18 protein-coding genes, 1 tRNA gene and 2 pseudogenes are annotated in these 19,814 nt (G+C 46.0%); 8 read left to right on the top strand and 13 right to left on the bottom strand.

The genetic code is table 11. From position 1 onward, the window contains the following. Positions 1-202: pseudogene (locus NOG12_RS09155) on the top strand (hypothetical protein); the annotation flags it as partial. A 103-nt stretch (positions 203-305) separates the two neighbouring features. Here NOG12_RS09155 and NOG12_RS09160 read toward each other — a convergent pair. The 3 genes from NOG12_RS09160 to NOG12_RS09170 are packed head-to-tail and all read right to left on the bottom strand — an operon-like array spanning position 306 to position 2,017. Then, complete coding sequence (locus tag NOG12_RS09160) at positions 306-563, bottom strand: Imm27 family immunity protein (RefSeq protein WP_313933068.1); 258 nt, start codon at positions 561-563, stop codon at positions 306-308. After that, positions 544-1,005: a hypothetical protein gene (locus tag NOG12_RS09165; RefSeq protein WP_153827224.1), complete on the bottom strand. Its 462-nt coding sequence runs from the start codon at positions 1,003-1,005 to the stop codon at positions 544-546. Before NOG12_RS09165 ends, NOG12_RS09160 begins: the two co-directional genes overlap by 20 nt. Then, a complete protein-coding gene (locus NOG12_RS09170) occupies positions 998-2,017 on the bottom strand; it encodes an RHS repeat-associated core domain-containing protein (protein WP_313933069.1) in 1,020 nt (339 codons plus the stop codon). The genes NOG12_RS09165 and NOG12_RS09170 overlap by 8 nt, the downstream gene beginning before the upstream one ends. On the opposite strand from NOG12_RS09170, the pseudogene NOG12_RS09175 reads away from it, so the two are divergent. Then, positions 1,952-2,089, top strand: a pseudogene (locus tag NOG12_RS09175) (IS3 family transposase); the annotation flags it as partial. The gene NOG12_RS09170 and the pseudogene NOG12_RS09175 sit on opposite strands and share 66 nt — an antisense overlap. Before the next feature lie 4 nt (positions 2,090-2,093). Here the strand turns inward: NOG12_RS09175 and NOG12_RS09180 are convergent. After that, positions 2,094-2,180: transfer RNA gene (locus NOG12_RS09180), tRNA-Leu, on the bottom strand. 188 nt (positions 2,181-2,368) lie between these two features. Between NOG12_RS09180 and NOG12_RS09185 the strand changes: the two genes are divergently transcribed. After that, entirely contained in the window at positions 2,369-2,911 is a 543-nt protein-coding gene (locus NOG12_RS09185; RefSeq protein WP_153827223.1) for an RDD family protein, read from the top strand. 21 nt (positions 2,912-2,932) lie between these two features. Here NOG12_RS09185 and lptG read toward each other — a convergent pair whose 3' ends face one another. Together lptG and lptF are read right to left on the bottom strand one after the other, a co-directional pair. Beyond that, entirely contained in the window at positions 2,933-4,003 is a 1,071-nt protein-coding gene (gene lptG, locus NOG12_RS09190) for an LPS export ABC transporter permease LptG (RefSeq protein WP_110076370.1), read from the bottom strand. Beyond that, positions 4,003-5,109 (bottom strand): LPS export ABC transporter permease LptF, encoded by a 1,107-nt coding sequence (lptF, locus tag NOG12_RS09195; RefSeq protein ID WP_110076371.1) that lies wholly within the window; start codon positions 5,107-5,109, stop codon positions 4,003-4,005. The genes lptG and lptF overlap by 1 nt, the downstream gene beginning before the upstream one ends. A 123-nt stretch (positions 5,110-5,232) precedes the next feature. Here lptF and pepA point away from each other — a divergent pair, with 123 nt between their 5' ends. From pepA to NOG12_RS09210, 3 genes are read left to right on the top strand one after another with little or no spacing between them, the layout of a single operon-like run. Next, positions 5,233-6,738 (top strand): leucyl aminopeptidase, encoded by a 1,506-nt coding sequence (gene pepA / locus NOG12_RS09200; protein ID WP_110076372.1) that lies wholly within the window; start codon positions 5,233-5,235, stop codon positions 6,736-6,738. Between the two features lies 1 nt (position 6,739). Then, positions 6,740-7,189, top strand: coding sequence for a DNA polymerase III subunit chi (locus NOG12_RS09205; protein ID WP_153827222.1), 450 nt, complete (start codon positions 6,740-6,742; stop codon positions 7,187-7,189). A 24-nt stretch (positions 7,190-7,213) separates the two neighbouring features. Beyond that, a complete protein-coding gene (locus NOG12_RS09210) occupies positions 7,214-10,063 on the top strand; it encodes a valine--tRNA ligase (protein WP_153827221.1) in 2,850 nt (949 codons plus the stop codon). Between the two features lie 108 nt (positions 10,064-10,171). Here the strand turns inward: NOG12_RS09210 and rraB are convergent, their stop codons facing one another. From rraB to NOG12_RS09245, 7 genes are all read right to left on the bottom strand, one after another. Further along, complete coding sequence (rraB, locus tag NOG12_RS09215; RefSeq protein WP_110076375.1) at positions 10,172-10,534, bottom strand: ribonuclease E inhibitor RraB; 363 nt, start codon at positions 10,532-10,534, stop codon at positions 10,172-10,174. Continuing rightward, complete coding sequence (locus tag NOG12_RS09220; protein ID WP_153827220.1) at positions 10,531-11,256, bottom strand: 1-acylglycerol-3-phosphate O-acyltransferase; 726 nt, start codon at positions 11,254-11,256, stop codon at positions 10,531-10,533. The genes rraB and NOG12_RS09220 overlap by 4 nt, the downstream gene beginning before the upstream one ends. A 59-nt stretch (positions 11,257-11,315) precedes the next feature. Continuing rightward, positions 11,316-13,556, bottom strand: coding sequence for a DNA topoisomerase IV subunit A (gene parC / locus NOG12_RS09225; protein ID WP_313933070.1), 2,241 nt, complete (start codon positions 13,554-13,556; stop codon positions 11,316-11,318). A gap of 49 nt (positions 13,557-13,605) precedes the next feature. Then, complete coding sequence (gene parE, locus NOG12_RS09230) at positions 13,606-15,501, bottom strand: DNA topoisomerase IV subunit B (protein WP_110076419.1); 1,896 nt, start codon at positions 15,499-15,501, stop codon at positions 13,606-13,608. Between the two features lie 87 nt (positions 15,502-15,588). Then, entirely contained in the window at positions 15,589-16,161 is a 573-nt protein-coding gene (locus NOG12_RS09235) for a YqiA/YcfP family alpha/beta fold hydrolase (protein WP_153827218.1), read from the bottom strand. Beyond that, positions 16,161-16,622: a DUF1249 domain-containing protein gene (locus NOG12_RS09240; RefSeq protein ID WP_153827217.1), complete on the bottom strand. Its 462-nt coding sequence runs from the start codon at positions 16,620-16,622 to the stop codon at positions 16,161-16,163. Before NOG12_RS09240 ends, NOG12_RS09235 begins: the two co-directional genes overlap by 1 nt. A 45-nt stretch (positions 16,623-16,667) precedes the next feature. Continuing rightward, complete coding sequence (locus NOG12_RS09245; RefSeq protein WP_162014595.1) at positions 16,668-17,273, bottom strand: NUDIX domain-containing protein; 606 nt, start codon at positions 17,271-17,273, stop codon at positions 16,668-16,670. A 259-nt stretch (positions 17,274-17,532) separates the two neighbouring features. On the opposite strand from NOG12_RS09245, the gene tolC reads away from it, so the two are divergent. Then, a complete protein-coding gene (gene tolC, locus NOG12_RS09250) occupies positions 17,533-18,894 on the top strand; it encodes an outer membrane channel protein TolC (protein ID WP_153827216.1) in 1,362 nt (453 codons plus the stop codon). Next, entirely contained in the window at positions 18,887-19,813 is a 927-nt protein-coding gene (lpxL, locus tag NOG12_RS09255; protein ID WP_162014597.1) for an LpxL/LpxP family Kdo(2)-lipid IV(A) lauroyl/palmitoleoyl acyltransferase, read from the top strand. Before tolC ends, lpxL begins: the two co-directional genes overlap by 8 nt. The last annotated feature ends 1 nt before the right edge of the window (position 19,814 follow it).

Here is a 19,814-nt window from a genome sequence, read left to right on the forward strand (position 1 = left end):
ATGCCTGCTTAATCGCCTCGTCTCGCTCAATTTGACGCTGCTCTCTCAATTTATCATTACAGCGAGTGGCAGTTGCTATAAATTGATTGGCGAAGGACAAAAGGCTCAAGTGCAAATAATTGACTTCGAACTCCTTCGCCAAGGCTTCAGTCCTGAGCAGATCACCCAATTGAATTTGGCACCAAACGGATTTTTTCATTAAGCTGATTAGCCAGTCTTGAAAACAAAACCCCAAGCCAGCTACCCCAGAAAAAACAAAGCCCCGCGAGTGCGGGGCTTTGGATTCAAAATCAGAGTAACACTCATTAACCAGAGAAATTAGTGTACTTGGATCGAGCCTCGTCCAAAGATACTAAACTCAATACTGGCGCTCCTCCACCATGAGAGTCGGAGCTGCTATATGTCAATTCCCAAAGGCGGTTGTCATTTGGATCTTTAAAAAGGTTCGTCCACCCATCATCGAATACAACACCAGCCAGTCCTTTCTGCGTTGTTAACAATTTCCGATTGGCCACAAAAAAGCCCCGCGAAGGGGCTGTGAGGTCAAATTTTATACTTTGCACAATGACTTTCTAATTTTTCGTCAATTACTGGTTCACTCGCATGTTTAGTGAAAAAGCACCTTAAGTAATCTTTTTGATCATCGTCCAAAACTTTAAACAAGTTATTAGTAACGTCATAAAGATAAATACTGTCTCCAATAATTTTTCTTTCTAATTTTCCATCTAGAGAGCGAATTAGAGCCATAAATACTATGTCTTCCGGTATCTTGGCTTTGTTGTTTACACCAAAGTTATCAAAAAGATATGTTGATGCCTCATCAGAAAGTAATTTTATATCTAGTTTTGTGATTTTTATTTTGGCGCTTTCTTCAAGTTGAGCTTCACTTTGATAAACCCTATGCTTTGTCCAAAATCCGTCATAATAAATATCAACCAGACCAGATTCGCCACATCCTTGAAGCAAAACTATAATTGTTAAAATAATATACTTTAACCTAACCACAAACCTCGCCTCCATCTTCTGTTGACCTGCAAGTCGGGCCACTTACAGTTTCTACAGTACCGTCATTGTGATCTCGCCTTGTCCCTTCGCCAGTTTGTGAATTAACTGCATTTTCTTTCAAAATTGTAGTCTGATCCTGTTGTTCATTCGGAACTCCAGCTTCGTTCACTAACACGTGTATTATTTCGTGAATAAGTCCCGTAGCTGGTGATTGAGAACCATCACTTGTAATTAATCCCTCTTGAGGGTTCCAATCAATTTTGTCGCCCATAACAGGATCACCAACAGTTGATTCAGAGCCGCCATTTGTCCTTTCAATTCTAACCGTTTGTCTACTACTTTCGATTCTATTGAAGTAAGACTTAGCTATGCTGGATTTTGAAGTTAAATAAGTTTTAGCTGCGTTATAGTCCTTTTGTAAATTTGCAGCAACTGATACTTCCCTTCCATCTGGATCTACATATTTATATGGATTGTTATTCGCATACGCATACCTATTAAAGCTATGTATATCTTTGAATCCAACCGGATCATTCGAATAAAACCGCCCAACCACTGGATCATAGTATCGTGCCTGCATATAACTCAGGCCTAAGTCATTATCGTACTTATGGCCAGTGTATCCGATGTCGTCGCTTGGCGCTTCGTAAGTGTCACCAAAAGGTTGGTACTGCCGGCGACTCTCTACCCTTCCTGCGCTGGTGATTCTTGCCACAGGGCTGCCCAACCTAACTGTATTGATAAAGGTGGATGTTGCCTGGCGGTCTTCAGCGATAAGCCTATTGCCAAGGTAATTGTAGTTCGTTTGAACGCCGTTATCTTCGCTCAATAACAGCTGCCCCGACTGGCTGTAGAGATAGTAGCGGGTATCACCGTTGCCTGCCACCTTAACACGGCGGTTGTGGCCGTCGTAGGTATAGCTCTTGCCAAGCGCTAAAAAAATGGGCTTACTCAGAGTATGAGCCGAAAAGGAAATTGTTGGGATAATGTCTGTGTCGAAAGTTTCTTTCACTAATTAAAGGCGGAAGCCTTGCAGGACGAGCCCATCATGGAGCGAGAAATTATACGCGGAGTAATCTTTGAATAGATGGTGCCTAGGGTCGGACTCGAACCGACACGTTGTCGCCAACGGCGGATTTTGAATCCGCTGCGTCTACCAATTTCGCCACCCAGGCACTGGGTTTTGCGCTAGCGTTGCTAACTGAAGTATGCAGCGCATTATACTGATGCTTCGCAACCAATCAAGTGATTTATTCATAACTTGAATCAATCGGCTAAATCCTAGCCAATCAACCAGTTTTACTCGGCAGCGAGATGAATATTAGTTAATATGATTAGCGTTTATTTACCAATAGAGACTGCTATGACCGATACCGCTAATGCTAATCCTACTGATGCACCGCGCTCGACTGCTCAAATTCATGCTGAGTTTGCCAGTGCTGGTTTCTTACGACGTCTTGCAGCCATGATTTATGATGTGCTAGTCGCGGTTGCGATTATCATGTTAGCGTCTGCACTAGCATTAGGTTGCGCAGCACTGCTCACTAGCTTAGGTTGGTTAGAATTACCAGCGGGGATGGACCATGCCGCTTGGTTGAACCAATCCATGTTTTATCAAATTTATCTACTACTAGTGCTTGGTGGCTTTTTTGGCTGGTTCTGGTGGCGTAGTGGACAAACTATTGGGATGCGTGCTTGGCGTCTAAAAGTACAACAACGCAACGGCCACCGGATTACCAAAAAACAAGCTTTGATTAGAGTATTAACTTGTTGCTTTGGCCTAGGTAACCTTTGGGTACTCGTAGATTTCAAACATCGCCGAGCTTGGCATGATTACGCTGCTGGGACAGAACTTGTAACCTTATCCAAAGAAGCTAACCAGTTGTATTATTGGAAGGAACTCTAGTTTTGATAGTGAAGCGCCATGCTAGGCTCCTCGGCGCTGCATCATCCAAATTGCCCAAATTGCAAATATTAAGCTTGGTAATAGAGCCCCCAGTACTGGCGGCATTTGATAAACCTGCGCCATAGGACCAAATATCTCATTACTGACATGAAAACCAAAACCAGTTATCACACCAAGTAAAATCCGGGCGCCCATAGACGTAGAACGTAGCGGCCCAAAGATAAATGATAACGCCACCAGCAGCATCACTGCTACGGTAACAGGCGCCAGCACTTTTCGCCATAACGCCAATTCGTAACGCTCAGATGCTTGCCTATTACTGGTGAGATAGTCTAAGTAGTCTAGCAGTCCACGAATAGAAAGTGACTCAGGTTTTACCGTAACCACCCCTAACTTGTCCGGAGTTAAGCTAGATTGCCATAACAATTCACCACGGCGCTCAGTAGTAATCTGCTCTAATCCGTAACGGGTGGTGGTAACCCCTTGTAAACGCCAACGATCAATCTGATACATAGCTGAATCACTTTGCATCACGGCCTGCAATTCTTGTTGCTGGTCAAACTCATACACAGTGATGTTGCGTAACCGTCCTGTATCTTCAACTTCTCCAATATTAACGAAGCGCTGACCATCGCGAGCCCAAATACCTTGTTGAGCAGAAATTAGGCTGCCGCCTGATATCGCACGGGCCCTTAGTTCTCGACCATGAGATTCTAATTGCGGTGCAATCCACTCGCCCATAGCCATAACTGCTAGCATCATAATCACCGCGGCTTTCATCACTGAAGCAACGATATTTAAACGAGAACGCCCGGCAGCTAACATCACCACTAACTCTGAATTGCTCGCCAACATTCCCATTCCAATCAGGCCACCAAGTAAAGCAGCCATAGGGAAGAACACCTCAATATCTCGCGGCAGACTGTAAAGCACAAAAAGGCCCGCATCTGCCACACTGTAGGTGCCTTTGCCGACTGATTTGAGTTGCTCAACAAACCGAATCAGACTAGATAGCCCACTCAATACCGCCAAACTCAACAATGACGTAACTAACACGGAGCGAGCGATGTATTTGTCTAAGATAGAAAACATTAACGTTCTCCTCGTAAGCTAGCGAGGAGCTTGAGCCCTAACGACCGACCTTTACCAATCAAGATCACACCGAACAAGAGCAATAAGATATGAATCCACCACAGTCCAACGACCGGTGGAATAACACCATCAGCTACCGCCGAGCGGGCAGCCATTAAAATCAAAAAGTATCCCAGATATATCAACAAAGCTGGTGCCATTCGGGCAAATTTGCCCTGACGAGGATTTACCCTACTCAATGGCACCGCAATCAGAGTAAGCAGCGGCATTGCTAGTGGAATAGCAATCCGCCACTGTAATTCAGCATGGGCTTCAGGATTATCTTCTGCCAGCAATTCGGCGGTACTATATGCTTCTAGTTTACGGATATACTCTGAGCCTTCTTGTTCCTTTATTTGCAGTTGATAGTCGTCAAACTGCATCACTTGATACTCTTTTTCTAGATGACTCTGGGCGTAGCGCATACCATTGTTCAACACTAAGGTTTGTGCTCCCGAAGCGGCCGCTAAAACACTACCACTGTCGGCCATAACGACACTAGTACCAACCACTTGATCCTTTTCATCTCGCAGTGACTGCGCCACAAACACTTCATCTAAACTGCCGTCTTCGGTTAGCCCTTGCACGTAAATCACTGCTTTCTGGTTGCTTGCCTGTTGAAAACGGCCTGGCATGATAACGCTTAACCCTGTTTCGCTGCGTGCTTTTTCTTCCACGACACGTTCTTGTTCTAGCGACCAAGGCACCAACCACAAGGTCAAGCTAGCGGTTAGAAGGGCTAATAAAACAGCCACAACTAAGGTGACACGAGTAACATACCACTCGCTCACCCCACAGGCATGCAGCACGCTCATTTCATTCTCAGCATAGATCCGACCGTGTGCTAGCAAGATTCCTAGAAATAGGCTTAAGGGCAGAATTAGCGCAGCCAATGCGGGCAAGTTTAACCCAAGTAACTGAATAACTATGTTGCTTGGAATTTCGCCCGCCGATGCATCAGCCAGCACCCGAACGAACTTCTGGCTGACGAAAATAGTCATCAAAACCACCAACACAGCGATTTGAGACTTAAATGTTTCACCGATTAAATAGCGAAATATGCGCACTAGAGACCACTCTTAACATAGCTTTTTGCTGGAAATACTGCGATTTTTAAGTAAACTTGTCATTTTCACAAGAATTATTCTACGGCAGCGATCTGCTGTCAACCGCAGCAAACGGGAGCACTTATGGAGTTCAACGTAAAAAGTGGCAGTCCGGAGAAGCAACGATCTGCCTGCATTGTCGTCGGTGTCTATGAACCACGCCGCCTATCTGGAGTTGCTGAACAACTCGATAAAGTAAGTGACGGTTACTTAAGTAACCTGCTACGGCGTGGCGATTTAGAAGGCAAGCCGGGACAAATGTTACTATTGCACAACGTTCCCAATATTTTCAGCGAGCGAGTACTGCTCGTTGGTTGTGGTAAAGAACGTGAACTCGATGAACGTCAGTATAAACAAATTATTGAAAAAACCATCCATACTTTAAATGAAACTGGCTCAATGGAAGCCGTTTGTTTTTTGAGTGAATTACATGTTAAGGGACGCGACACCTATTGGAAGGTCCGTCAAGCAGTCGAGGCAGCACAATCAAGCCTATATACTTTTAACCAACTCAAAACACGCAAAGAAGAACCACGTCGACCGTTACGCAAGTTAGTCTTCAACGTGCCAACGCGTCGTGAACTACCACTAAGCGAAAAAGCTATTCAGCATGGCCTAGCTGTAGCCAGAGGCATGCATGTTTGTCGGGATGTCGCCAATATGCCACCCAATATCTGTACGCCGCAGTATTTGGCCGAGCAAGCCGCCGCATTAGCTGATAAGTATGACAATGTTACATTCTCGGCAGTCACCGAACAAGAAATGGCTGAGCTTGGGATGAACGCTTATCTGGCTGTAGGCCGTGGCTCAGAGCATGAATCAATTCTCAGCCTGATGCATTATCAAGGTGGCGCACCAGACCAAGCCCCTATTGTGCTTGTTGGTAAAGGTTTAACCTTTGACTCTGGTGGGATTTCGATTAAACCTTCCGCGGCTATGGATGAAATGAAGTACGACATGGGCGGAGCTGCTGCGGTACTTGGCGCCATGCATGCGATTGCTGAGCTGCAATTACCTATTAATGTAATTGGTGCCTTGGCCGGTTGCGAGAACATGCCTGATGGTAAAGCTTATCGGCCAGGTGATATTCTAACCACCATGAGTGGTCAAACGGTTGAAGTATTGAACACGGACGCTGAAGGTCGCTTGGTATTATGTGATACCCTTACCTATGTTGAACGATTTGAACCCGATGCAGTAATTGATGTAGCAACACTCACAGGTGCTTGTGTGATAGCTCTTGGTGCACACGCTAGTGGCTTGATGAGTAGCCATAATCCACTTGCTCATGAATTGCTATCTGCATCAGAGCAAACTGGAGATCGAGCTTGGCGTTTACCACTATGGGAAGAATACCAAGAATCGTTAGATAGCCCCTTTGCCGATATGGCTAATTTAGGTGGACGCGAAGCTGGCACCATTACTGCGGCCTGTTTCTTATCGCGCTTTACTAAAAAATATAACTGGGCTCATTTAGATATCGCCGGAACAGCTTGGCGTGGCGGAGCTAAAAAAGGTTCGACCGGCCGGCCGGTACCTTTGCTTACTCAGTTTATAATCAATCGTACGCAAGCTTTAACTCAGGATTAATATGAGCCAGTGCATCTTTTACGTTCTTGATGGTCTAGACGAACAGCAGCAACTTACATTTTTTTGTGAGCATATTGCTAGCCATTGGCGCGACTATCGCAGCGTAAGGGTGTGGTGCCAAACGCAGCAATTGGCCGAACAGCTCGATCAAGCCTTATGGCAGCATCCTGCTGATGCCTTTGTGCCGCATAACCTAGTTGGCGAGGGCCCCACTCAGGGGGCCCCCGTTGAAATTTGCTGGCAAGGTGTCAACGCATCCAATAGGCGTACCGCTGTCATCGTCAATTTAATGAGTGAGATGCCACCGCTAAACGGTGCAAATAGGATTATTGAGCGTGTTCCCAGTGATGATGAAGGTCGTCAATTAGCTCGTGAACGCTTTAAACAATATCGCAGTCTAGGTTTGAATTTATCTACAATACAAGCCAAAGATGTGCAGTTTTCTTCGTGAAAATAGAACGATATGAAGGTTTCTATGGACAAAACGTATTCCCCAAACGCTATCGAACAAGCTCTTTATCAGCAATGGGAGCAACAAGGTTATTTTAAGCCCTCGGGACAAGGTGAGTCCTATTGCATCATGATACCGCCACCCAACGTGACTGGTAGTCTGCATATGGGGCATGCTTTCCAGCACACGATTATGGATACCCTCACTCGCTACAAGCGGATGGATGGCTACAATACCCTTTGGCAAGTCGGTACCGACCATGCCGGGATAGCTACACAGATGGTCGTGGAGCGTCAATTAGCAGCTCAAGGTATCACTCGACAAGAAATCGGGCGTGAAGATTTCATCGATAAAATTTGGCAATGGAAAGAGCAATCAGGTGGCACCATCACTCAGCAAATGCGTCGTTTAGGTGACTCAGTGGATTGGGAGCGCGAGCGTTTCACGATGGATGATGGGTTATCCAATGCTGTCAAAGAAGTTTTTGTGCGCCTGCATCAAGAAAATCTTATCTATCGTGGGAAACGCCTGGTTAACTGGGATCCGAAACTTCAAACCGCAATTTCTGACTTAGAAGTAGAAAACAAAGAGCAACAAGGGCACATTTGGCATTTACGCTATCCTCTTGCTGACGGTGTTACTACTGCTGCTGGACTATCTTATTTGGTCGTAGCAACAACTCGCCCAGAAACTATGTTGGGCGACGTTTGTGTTGCGGTTCATCCAGACGATGAACGCTACACAAACTTGATTGGCAAAGAGGTTCTGCTCCCTATTGTGGGTCGTAGAATTCCAATCATTGCCGATACTTATGTTGATAAAGAATTTGGTACTGGCTGTGTCAAAATTACTCCAGCGCACGACTTTAACGACTACGAAGTAGGTAAACGTAACCAATTACCTATGATCGCTATTTTTGATGACCTCGCCCACGTGCGCCAAGTGGCAGGGCTCTATACGCCTACCGGTGAAGCACTGCCTGCCATTGGAGAGTTTGATGGTACCTTACCGGAGGGGTATCAAGGATTAGAGCGCTTTGCGGCACGCAAGCAGCTAATTGCTGAATTTGAGCAATTGGGTTTACTCGACAAAACCGAGCCTCACACCAATAAAGTACCCTATGGCGACCGTGGTGGTGTTCCTATTGAGCCACACTTAACCGATCAATGGTACGTGCGGGTCGCTCCATTAGCCGAGGTTGCAACACAAGCTGTTACCAACGGTGACATTCAGTTCGTGCCGAAGCAATACGAAAATATGTATTTCGCGTGGATGCGTGATATCCAAGACTGGTGTATTTCTCGTCAATTGTGGTGGGGACATCGTATTCCAGCTTGGTATGATAATGATGGTAACGTCTTCGTAGGACGGGATGAAGCTGAAGTTCGTGCACAACACAATCTGGGTGACCGTGAATTAAGACAAGATGAAGATGTGTTAGATACCTGGTTTAGCTCAGCTCTGTGGACTTTTTCGACTCTTGGCTGGCCAGAGCAAACGGATGACCTTAAAACATTTCATCCAACTGACGTGCTAGTTACTGGGTTTGATATTATCTTCTTTTGGGTAGCGCGCATGATCATGATGACCATGCACTTCCTCAAAGATGAAAACGGTAAGCCACAGGTACCCTTTAAAACGGTTTACGTTACTGGTCTAATTCGTGATGAAGAAGGCCAAAAAATGTCTAAGTCAAAGGGTAACGTCCTTGATCCCCTAGACATGATTGATGGTATTTCGTTGTCTGAACTGGTGGGAAAACGCACCGCCAATATGATGCAACCCCAATTAGAAGCTAAAATCGCTAAGCGTACTGAAAAACAGTTTCCTGAAGGTATCAGTGCACATGGAACTGATGCTCTCCGCTTCACCCTTGCAGCATTAGCTTCAACCGGACGCGATATTAATTGGGACATGAAGCGCCTAGAAGGTTACCGTAATTTCTGTAACAAACTCTGGAATGCAAGCCGCTACGTGATCATGAATACTGAGAACGAAGACTGTGGTACTGATGGTTCTGAGCTTGAGTTATCGCTGGCTGATCGCTGGATCATCGAGCGCTTTAACGATACCCTGGCGCAATTCCGCCAAGCGCTGGATAACTATCGTTTCGACCATGCTGCAAGTATTGCCTATGAATTTACCTGGAACCAGTTCTGTGATTGGTATCTAGAGCTGACTAAGCCCGTTCTTTCAAACGGTAATGCGGCACAATTGCGAGGCACGCGACATACCCTCATTACTGTACTTGAGCAGCTATTACGCATGTTGCATCCATTACTACCATTTATTACTGAAGCGATTTGGCAGCGCGTTGCTCCACTCGCTGGCGTAAGTGGTAGCAGTATCATGTTACAGGCCTACCCAACGGTGCAGAGCGAGCGTTTTAGCGGAGCTCGTGATGACATGGAATGGTTAAAGCAAGTTATTGTGGCGATTCGGAATATTCGTGGTGAAATGAATTTATCTCCGAACACCTCATTGCCAATTATAATCTATCAAGCCGATGATTTAGCAATGCAACGTTTACAGCAAAACCAGAGTTTGTTGAGTTCGTTGGCCAAGCTCACAAGTATCGAGTTTGTTGATGATGCAGCGGCTATTCCAGCGAGTGCAACAGCGCTTGTAGGGCGGATGGAGATTCATATCCCGATGGCTGGTTTAATTGATACCGCCGCAGAGCTCGCACGTTTAGATAAGGCCATAGATAAAGCTAAGGCTGAGTATCAACGCGTTGCAGGTAAACTGAGCAACAGCAACTTTGTAGACAAGGCGCCAGCTGCAGTCATTGAGAAAGAGCAGGCGAAGCTCAAAGAAAGCCAAGAAACTCTTGAGCAATTGCAGCATCAACGCGACAAAATTGCGGCACTATGAGATGTAGAATAGCGTTATAATAAGGCTAACTAAAAGCCCCGCGCTTACCAATCAAAGGTGAACGCGGGGCTTTTCTATAAATAGGAGTTACTTGATGATAAAACTAGATTACTCTTCTTCGTCATCATCACCGAAGTAAGTGCCCCAACCATCATAATCTACCCCTGCTAAATCAGCGATTGTTGCTACTTCTTTGGTTTGTAATGCTAGAATTTTTGCATCTAGAACCACTTCACTGACTGCCACAAAAGCGTACCAACGGCTATCATCCTCAAGCTCAAATTCGTCGGCATCATCAACATGATAGCCTGCCTTCACGAGCTCTACAGCGGCCTTCTCTAACTTTGTAAAATCAGCGCTTGCGAGGTGATGTTCAATCACAAAGTTTTGGTCTTGTGGCGCACCGTCTGCAAGTAATGCTTGAACCGTTTCATCACTTTGCACTAATAACTCATTCAAATCATTGCTCATGCGGATTGTCCTTGCAGCTCGCTATCAAGCTCACTCATTTTGTTCAACATCAATTCGTGACAATGGGCGACCAATGCTCGCACAGAATCTGCGGTATAATTCGAAACTCTAACAGGATTGAGCATCTCAATAATAACAGTGCCATTGTTCCAACGGTTTAGCTTTATTTTGCCATGTAAATTTGACACACAAATAGGCACGATATCTACCCCAGCTTGCATTGCCGTTCTAAATGCACCCGTCTTGAATGGCAGTAAGCCACGGCCGTAACTGCGAGTACCTTCCGGAAATAATAGTACGCTTATTTGCTTTTCACGAATAGCTAGTGCTGCTTGCTCAATAGTACCGCGAGCACGACCAGTATTCTTTCTATCAATCAAAATGTTGCCGGCGAGCCAATAGAGTTGGCCAAAAAAAGGAATCCATTTCAAACTTTTTTTGCCAATACTGACAGACCGCATCGGCATAGCTCGAGCTAAGGTAAAGATATCATAGCTATTTTGGTGATTAGCAATGTAAACAAAAGGGCCTGAATTTTTTAAAGCGTCAGGGATTCGAATGTCCAGCTTTACTCCCAACAGCTTATGCATACGACCATACCAATGGGCTGCCAAGGGGGTGTTATTGGGATGAAAAGGACGAAAAATACAAATGAGCAGCAATAAAGTGCTGCCAATAATAACGAATAGACCTAGTAGCAAAATACGTACAACAGCGAGCATGCTCTCTCCTTTTTTCAATGCCCGCCATTATACCTTGTTATCATTTAAAAAACGTCCGATCAGTTTTGACTTTCGACAGATATTGCATCAACTCTCTGCAAACCACGGGGTAATTTATTACCACGACGCCCTCGTTCACCACGATAATGCTCTAAATCTGCTGGCTTTAACGTTAACTTGCGTTTACCTGCAGTGAGCGTAATTGCCGCATCAGCGGGTACGACTGCGGTTGCTACCACATACTCTTCGCGCGACTGCGCACGTAAAGCCGGGATGCTTATCATCTTATTCCCTTTGCCTTTCGCTAGCTCTGGTAAATCTTTGATCGGGAATAACAGCATGCGACCTTCGTTTGAAACAACCGCAAGTAAGTCGCTGGCAACATCTTGTACCAATACCGGCTTAAGGATTTTAGCTCCGGTTGGTAAGTTCAACACCGCTTTACCGTTTTTGTTGCGTCCTACTAAGTCGCCAAATTTACAGACAAAGCCATAGCCCGCATCCGAGGCCAGCAAATATCTTTGTTCATCAGCGGCCATTAACACTTGGTCAACCGTTTCCCCTGCAACCAGACTAAAGCGTCCAGTTAAGGGTTCACCCTGAGTTCGGGCGGATGGCAGTAAATGGGCTTCACAGGCAAAACTGCGGCCCGAACTATCGATAAACACCACCTGTTGATTACTCTTACCCTGAGCAGATGCTAAAAACTCATCACCTGCTTTATAGGTCAAGCTAGCTCCATCGACATCATGTCCTTTGGCTGCTCTTACCCAGCCTTTTTTGGATAGTACAACAGTAACAGCTTCAGCCGGTGTTAAGTCTTTTTCACTAAGGGCTTTCGCTTCTTGACGCTCTACTAAAGGTGAACGTCGATCATCACCATACTTTTCAGCATCAGCTAATATTTCTTTACGAATTAACGTCTTAAGACGGCGGTCTGAACTCAACAGTAATTGCAGATGGTCGCGCTCTTGTTCCAATTCGTTTTGTTCAGCGGTAAGTTTGGTTTCTTCTAACTTGGCCAAATGCCGTAATTTAAGCTCTAAGATGGCTTCAGCTTGGGTATCCGAGAGTGCAAATCGCCGCATCAATTCTGCTTTGGGCTCATCTTCGTAGCGAATAATAGCAATCACTTCATCTATGTTCAGGTAAGCAATCAGTAAACCTTCAAGGATATGCAACCGTGCTAATACTTTATCTAGTCGATAATTAAGCCGTCTGGTAACAGTGATCTGACGAAACTCTAACCACTCTTTCAGCACACTTAAGATTGGCTTAACTTGTGGACGTCCATCTAGCCCAAGCATGTTCAAGTTAACCCGGTAATTTTTTTCTAAGTCGGTGGTCGCAAACAAGTGCTGCATCATCTGTTCGATGTCAATCCGATTAGAGCGCGGCACTATCACTAATCGTGTAGGATTTTCATGATCCGACTCATCTCTCAGATCACTAACCATCGGCAATTTTTTTGCCTGCATCTGGCCAGCAATTTGTTCTAGTATTTTTGCACCAGAGGCTTGGTGAGGTAATGCGGTTACCACCACTTCACCGTCTTCCAGATGGAATTTAGCACGCATCCGGATGGTACCGCGACCCGATTCATACATCTTTACGATGTCGTCATGGGGGGTGATCACTTCAGCATCTGTGGGATAATCTGGACCACGCATGTGTTCCATAACATCAGCTAAGCTAGCACTAGGCTTTTCTAACAATAACGCGCAAGCGTGGGCTACTTCACGAGCATTGTGCGGAGGAATATCCGTTGCCATGCCCACCGCTATACCTGTCACGCCATTTAGCAAAATGTGCGGCAATCGAGCCGGCAGCATCAACGGCTCTTTCATCGTCCCGTCAAAGTTTGGCGTCCAATCGGTTGTTCCCTGTCCGAGCTCACTCAGCAACACCTCACTGAAGCGCGACAAACGTGCCTCGGTATAACGCATAGCCGCAAACGATTTAGGGTCATCCGGAGAACCCCAGTTACCTTGTCCATCAACCAGTGGATAACGATAAGAAAATGGCTGGGCCATCAACACCATGGCTTCATAACAAGCAATGTCACCGTGCGGGTGAAATTTACCTAAAACATCGCCCACTGTACGAGCTGATTTTTTATATTTTGCCAATGCTGATAAGCCCAGCTCTGACATGGCATAAATGATGCGCCGCTGCACCGGTTTCAAACCATCGCCGATGTGCGGTAAGGCTCGGTCCATGATGACGTACATTGAATAGTTAAGGTACGCATCCTCGGTAAATTTTCTTAGCGGTATTTGTTCTGCAGTATCCATCGACATTGCATTTATTCTCCTACATGCGTGGGCTGATTAAGGCTTCTAGATGGGCTTAGCCCACCTCTGCTAAATCAACTAAATTACCTTTACTTTCCAGCCATTCACGTCGATCGCCTGAACGTTTTTTTGCTAACAGCATATCCATTAATTCATCTGTCGCTTGGCTATCGTCAACCGTAAGCTGAACCAAACGTCGGGTATTGGGATCCATGGTTGTTTCCCGTAGCTGAAGTGGATTCATTTCACCCAAACCTTTGAAGCGTTGAACGTTTACCTTGCCTTTCTTTTTCTCTGCTTCAATGCGGTCTAAAATACCCTTTTTTTCACCTTCATCTAAGGCGTAAAAAACTTCCTTACCAACATCAATACGGTAAAGTGGTGGCATGGCGACGTAGATATGCCCCTGCTCTACTAACGGACGGAAGTGCCTAACGAAGAGAGCACAAAGTAGGGTTGCTATGTGCAAGCCATCCGAATCTGCATCCGCCAGAATACAGATTTTGCCGTAGCGAAGTTGCTCCAGATCTTCTGAGTTAGGATCAACCCCTAGCGCGACCGAAATATCATGAATTTCTTGTGACCCAAGAATTTGATCCGATTCAACTTCCCAGGTGTTTAAAATTTTACCGCGCAATGGCATGACCGCTTGAAAGTCACGATCGCGAGCTTGTTTAGCAGAGCCACCAGCAGAGTCACCTTCCACTAAGAATAACTCGCCACGAGCTGGATCCTGTGTTGCGCAATCGGTTAACTTACCCGGTAATGCAGGACCCTGAGTCACTTTTTTACGCACCACTTTCTTACTAGCGCGCATGCGGCGCTGGGCATTATTAATACAAAGCTCAGCAAGTTGTTCCGCTTGCTCGGTGTGTTCATTGAGCCAGAGACTAAAGGCATCCTTCACGACGCCAGAGACAAACGCCGCACATTGGCGCGAACTCAAACGCTCTTTGGTTTGTCCAGCAAACTGCGGATCTTGCATTTTCACCGATAAAATATAAGCACAGCGGTCCCATATATCTTCCGGAGTTAAGCGTACGCCGCGCGGTAATAGATTACGGAACTCACAAAAATCACGCATAGCTTCGAGCAAGCCCTGCCGGAGGCCATTTGCGTGAGTACCACCCAGCGGCGTAGGGATAAGGTTTACATAACTTTCAGTAACACCTTCGCCCCCCTCAGGCAACCATGTAACGGCCCAATCAACCGCTTCTTCGTTACCTGCAAAAGCGCCAATAAAAGGCTCTTCTGGTAACGTTGGTAATTCTTGTACCGCTTCTACTAAATAATCGCGCAAGCCATCTTCGTATAACCAAGTTTGTTCAGTTTGATCCACAAGGTTGCGAAAGTTGATTTTTAAACCCGGACAAAGAACTGCTTTGGCTCGCAATAAATGCGTTAACTTTAAGACCGAAAACTTAGCCGAATCAAAATATTTGGGGTCCGGCCAAAAATGAATATTGGTCCCTGTGTTACGTTTCCCAACAGTACCGGTAACTTCTAGGTCTGATACTTTATCGCCATGCTCAAAAGCCATTTGATAGACCTGACCATCACGCTTTACGGTAACGTTAACTCGCGTTGATAACGCATTTACAACCGAGATACCAACCCCGTGCAGACCGCCTGAAAACTTATAGCTCTTGTTTGAGAACTTGCCTCCGGCATGCAGCTTCGTCATGATCAGCTCAACCCCGGGCACCCCCTCTTCCGGATGCACATCAACTGGCATACCGCGCCCGTCATCTTGTACCTCAAGCGATTGATCAGGGTGCAATATCACCGTCAATTCTCTAGCGTGGCCAGCTAAGGCTTCATCCACACTATTATCTATCACCTCTTGACCAAGGTGGTTAGGACGAGTGGTGTCGGTATACATTCCGGGCCTGCGCCGGACCGGTTCTAGGCCATTTAAGACCTCTATGGCATCGGCTTTATAATCTGACATGCGTGGTTCTATCTCGCTTTTCATGAACGCCATGGATAAGGATGAGGACTTGGTTCGTTCTTATTATTATGCAATTTTCTTATACTGTTACAGGACGCTAAGAAACTCAAGCGCTGCTGGAAGATAACGCGGAAAATCTACAAAACTATGGTCTCCTCCACTCTCTACAATCATGCGCTGCGATTGATAAAAGTTCTGTGCCTGACGATAGTCGAGTTGCTCATCACCGCGCTGTAGTAAAATTAAAAGTTCGAGCGCGCTATCAAGTTGTTGCTCCACTTGCTGTAACACTTGTTTATCACCAGCGTCTAGTTGATAAGACTCGTGGGTACAGGGATGTATGCGCTGAATCGGATGCTCGGGCATCCAATGCTGCGGTGCCACTGCTGGGTTTATCAATACAGCGCGAGCAGGTCGTTGCTGCTGAGCTAGACGTGATGCCACGTAATGGCTCCAGAAACCTCCCAAAGAGCTGCCCATAACCGCAGTTATAGGTTGTTGTTCAATAAACTCATCCAGCATCGATTTAGCTGCTGCCATAGTTGCAGGCATCTGTGGCAATAACGCTGCTGGAACTTGGTGTTGGGCTAAAAACTGTTGCAATTGTTGCGCTTTTAACGAAGCTGGTGAACTTTCAAAACCATGAATGTAAAGTAACACTAACGCGCTCCTGGTAACGGCTGTGGTACCACCGCCTGCTGTCGCAATAGCTGTAACCACTCTTGCAAAAACTGGTTGATCTGATGTTTTTCATTGCGCTGATGCATCGCTGCGTTTGGTTGTTCATACCGGGCTTGTATCCGCTCTACTCCTTGGCTACGGATCACTTCTGCCAGTTGTGCATCGTGATACAAACGCACATCTAACTGAACTTCAGACCAACGCGGTAAACGCGCCGTAGCAGCGGTAGCTTGCTGTTGAATCCGAATTTCCGTGGTGTAAGGCGCCTGCTCTAAGACGCTGAGCACAAAACTGAGTTGCGGGCTGATCTTCACGACCCAAGCCCCGACCCTATGGGCGGTTTTTACTAACGGCTGCAAACAGGCATAGTTAACCGCAGCTAAGCGTTGTAGCGCAGCTAAATCAAACTGATACCGAGTTCGCTTTACATCACTAATCATCGTCTTTCTTTATCTTATCCAAATGTCTTGTCGCTATTTAAGCCATTAGATTTGCTCAAACTTACGTTTATGCAACTGCATCCACTGCAGACCAATCACACTGGCTGCATTATTGATCTTACCTTGCTCCAATAAGCTTACCACATCAGTAAACGGCAGCACATGCACACGAATATCTTCGTGTTCACTAGCTAGGCCACCGTGCCGACTCGCCTGACTGCTATCCACTTCAGCCACATAGACGGTGATTTGCTCGGTGCAGCCGCCAGGAGTCGACCAATAAGTGATGGCATGATGCAACACATCGGTAGTTAAACCTGCTTCTTCCATGAGTTCGCGATGGGCAACTTCTTCGGGTTGCTCATCCTCTTGGTCCATCATTCCAGCTACAAACTCTATCAGCCATGGACTATGGGGATCCTCTAACGCTCCTATGCGGAACTGCTCAAGCACGACCAAGGCGTCGAGTTTGGGATCATAAGGCAACACCACCACCGCATGGCCACGGTCCATGATCTCGCGAGTAAAGGTAGGCGACCAACCTCCAGCAAACAGACGGTGCTGCAACTGGTACTGATAAATACTTAAAAATCCTTCTCTAACGACTTCTTTTGCGATAATTTTGACATCTTTAAGTGAGAACTTTTGCACGTGTTACCTGCTTTTTTGAATAATTTGTGATTCACCGTTCTTTGTACTCAATTAACCGCTATTTAGCTTAGTTTTGATTGTAAATAGATGAGCGTTTTGCACATAATTGGTTACACTTGAAACAACAACGTTGCAACTGTTGCGATGAAATTTAGTTAAAGACAAAGTAAACTGGTAATCATTCACCAGTGTATGTAAAATGATTGCCAGTTATCACTTGCATGATGATGCTTTCAAATAATTCAGGACACCCCAGAACATGAAAAAGCACGTATTATCAGCTCTATTAGGTTTAACCTTTGCTGCAAGCTCTAGTGTCACCTATGCCGACGACCTTGCACAAGTATTTCAACTAGCTTTGCAAAATGATCCAACCTTGCAACGTGTTGACGCCGAGCGTCGCGCGGCCCAAAAAGGTGTTGATATCACCAAAGCCAGCTTTTGGCCACAGCTTAACTTTAGCGCAGGCTACAGCCGTTCTGATGCCGAGCGCGTACAATTTGACACCACCAGCGGCGACTTGGTTATTTTTGATCAAGAAAGCAAAGGCTGGAATGCTGGGCTATCACTCACCCAAACCTTATTCGATATGAATGTTTGGGATCAAGCAAAGATCTCCGAGAAACAAGCTTATCAAGCCGAAGTAAATTATTTGAGCGAGCGTCAACAGCTGATGATGCGCGTAGTTAATGCTTACTTTACCGTACTTGAACGGCAAGATGATTTAGCTTTCGCAGAATCAGAAAAGAAAGCAATTGAGCGCCAGCTAGAACAAACCAAGCAGCGTTTCTCTGTTGGTTTAACCGCAATTACCGACGTGCACGAAGCACAAGCTCAATTTGATACTGCCGTTGCAGCGGAAATCCAAGCGCGCAATGCTGTATCAGTTGCACAAGAAAGTTTACGGGAAATAACCGGCCGTTATCACAGCGACCTTGCCCAGTTAAATACTCAATCATTTAGCCCCGAGTCACCTAATCCACAAGATGCCAGTAACTGGGTGAAAACGGCCGAAGACAAAAATTTAATGTTGATGGTACAACGAGTCGCTGTTGAAATTGCCGAGCAGCAAATTGACGTTGCCCAAAACGGTCATTTGCCAACCGTGTCTTTGTCTGGTGAATACAGCACCAACGATACCGAATCAACGACTCGCGGTATTACTGTCAATTTGCCACGAATGGATACCAACTCAATTGGCCTAAACGTGCGCGTACCTATTTTTTCTGGGTTCCGTACTAGCTCACAAGCAGAGCAAGCACGCGAAAACTACGTAGCCTCAAGTCAGCAATTAGAGTTTGTCCGCCGTAATGTCGAACGCGAAGTTCGCAGCGCGTACTATGACGTGGTAGCAGCCATTTCTACTATCACAGCTTTTGAGCAAGCAGTTATCTCTGCTGAAAGTGCCTTGAAAGCTACTCAAACAGGTTTTGAAGTGGGTACCCGTACGATTGTGGACGTGCTAAACAGCACGCGTAACCTCTTTAATGCTCGCCGTAATTTATCGAGTGCGCGCTATGGTTATATCCGTCAGTATCTTGCTCTTAAACAGGCATCAGGTTTGATCAGTGAACAAGATTTAGTCGCCATTAACGCAAGTCTTGTGAATGAAAATAATTGAGAAACCTAAGTTTGAGCTACGTTTTCTATCACCTAAGTATTGGTTAACGTGGCTCAGCGCCGGCTTTTTATATGGTATTTCATGGCTGCCATACAAATGGCAGCTTGCCATGGGTCGCGGCCTAGGCCGCCTGTTTTACCGCTTTGTACCTAAACGGGCACACACTGCCCGCCGTAATCTGGAGCTTTGTTTTCCGAATAAAAGTGCAGAAGATATCGAGCAGTTGGTAAAACGCAACCTAGAAAATACTGGTATCGCTTTTTTTGAGACTGGTATGGCATGGTGGTGGCCTGATTGGCGTATAAAACGCAAACTTCATCTGCATGGCATTGAGCATATTCAAGCCCCGCTCGCCGAGGGTAAAGGCGTGCTCTTGCTGCTGTTTCACTTTCTTAGTCTTGAAGTTCATGCCCGCTTGCATGGGTTCGTGCAACCCGCCGTAGGCTTGTATCGACCTCATAACAATGCCGTTATGGAGTTTTTACAAACCCGTGGTAGAGGACGCTCCAACAAGTACATGATCCCACGTACTGACGTACGTAGCATGCTCCAAGCATTAGACCAAGGTGAGATTGCTGGCTACTTGCCGGACCAAGATTACGGCCGCAAGCGTACCGTATTTGCCCCGTTGTTTGCTGTAGAGCAAGCAAGTACTACCACCGGCACCTTGTTGTTTGCCGAAAATGCTAACTGTGTGGTGCTGCCTGTAACCTGCTTTCGGCGCGACGATGGTAGTGGTTATGATATGACGTTTTATCCGCAGTTTGAGCAGTTTCCAACCGGAGACCAAGTTGCAGATGTGACGCGTGTTAATCGTATGATTGAATATGCTATTTTGCAAAAACCTGAGCAATACATGTGGATTCATCGACGCTTCAAGACACGCCCAGATTCATCGGATCCTGACCTCTACCGCTAAC

Source organism: Pseudidiomarina fusca (genome assembly GCF_032227045.1).
In the GTDB taxonomy this organism is placed as follows: Bacteria; Pseudomonadota; Gammaproteobacteria; order Enterobacterales; family Alteromonadaceae; genus Pseudidiomarina; species Pseudidiomarina fusca.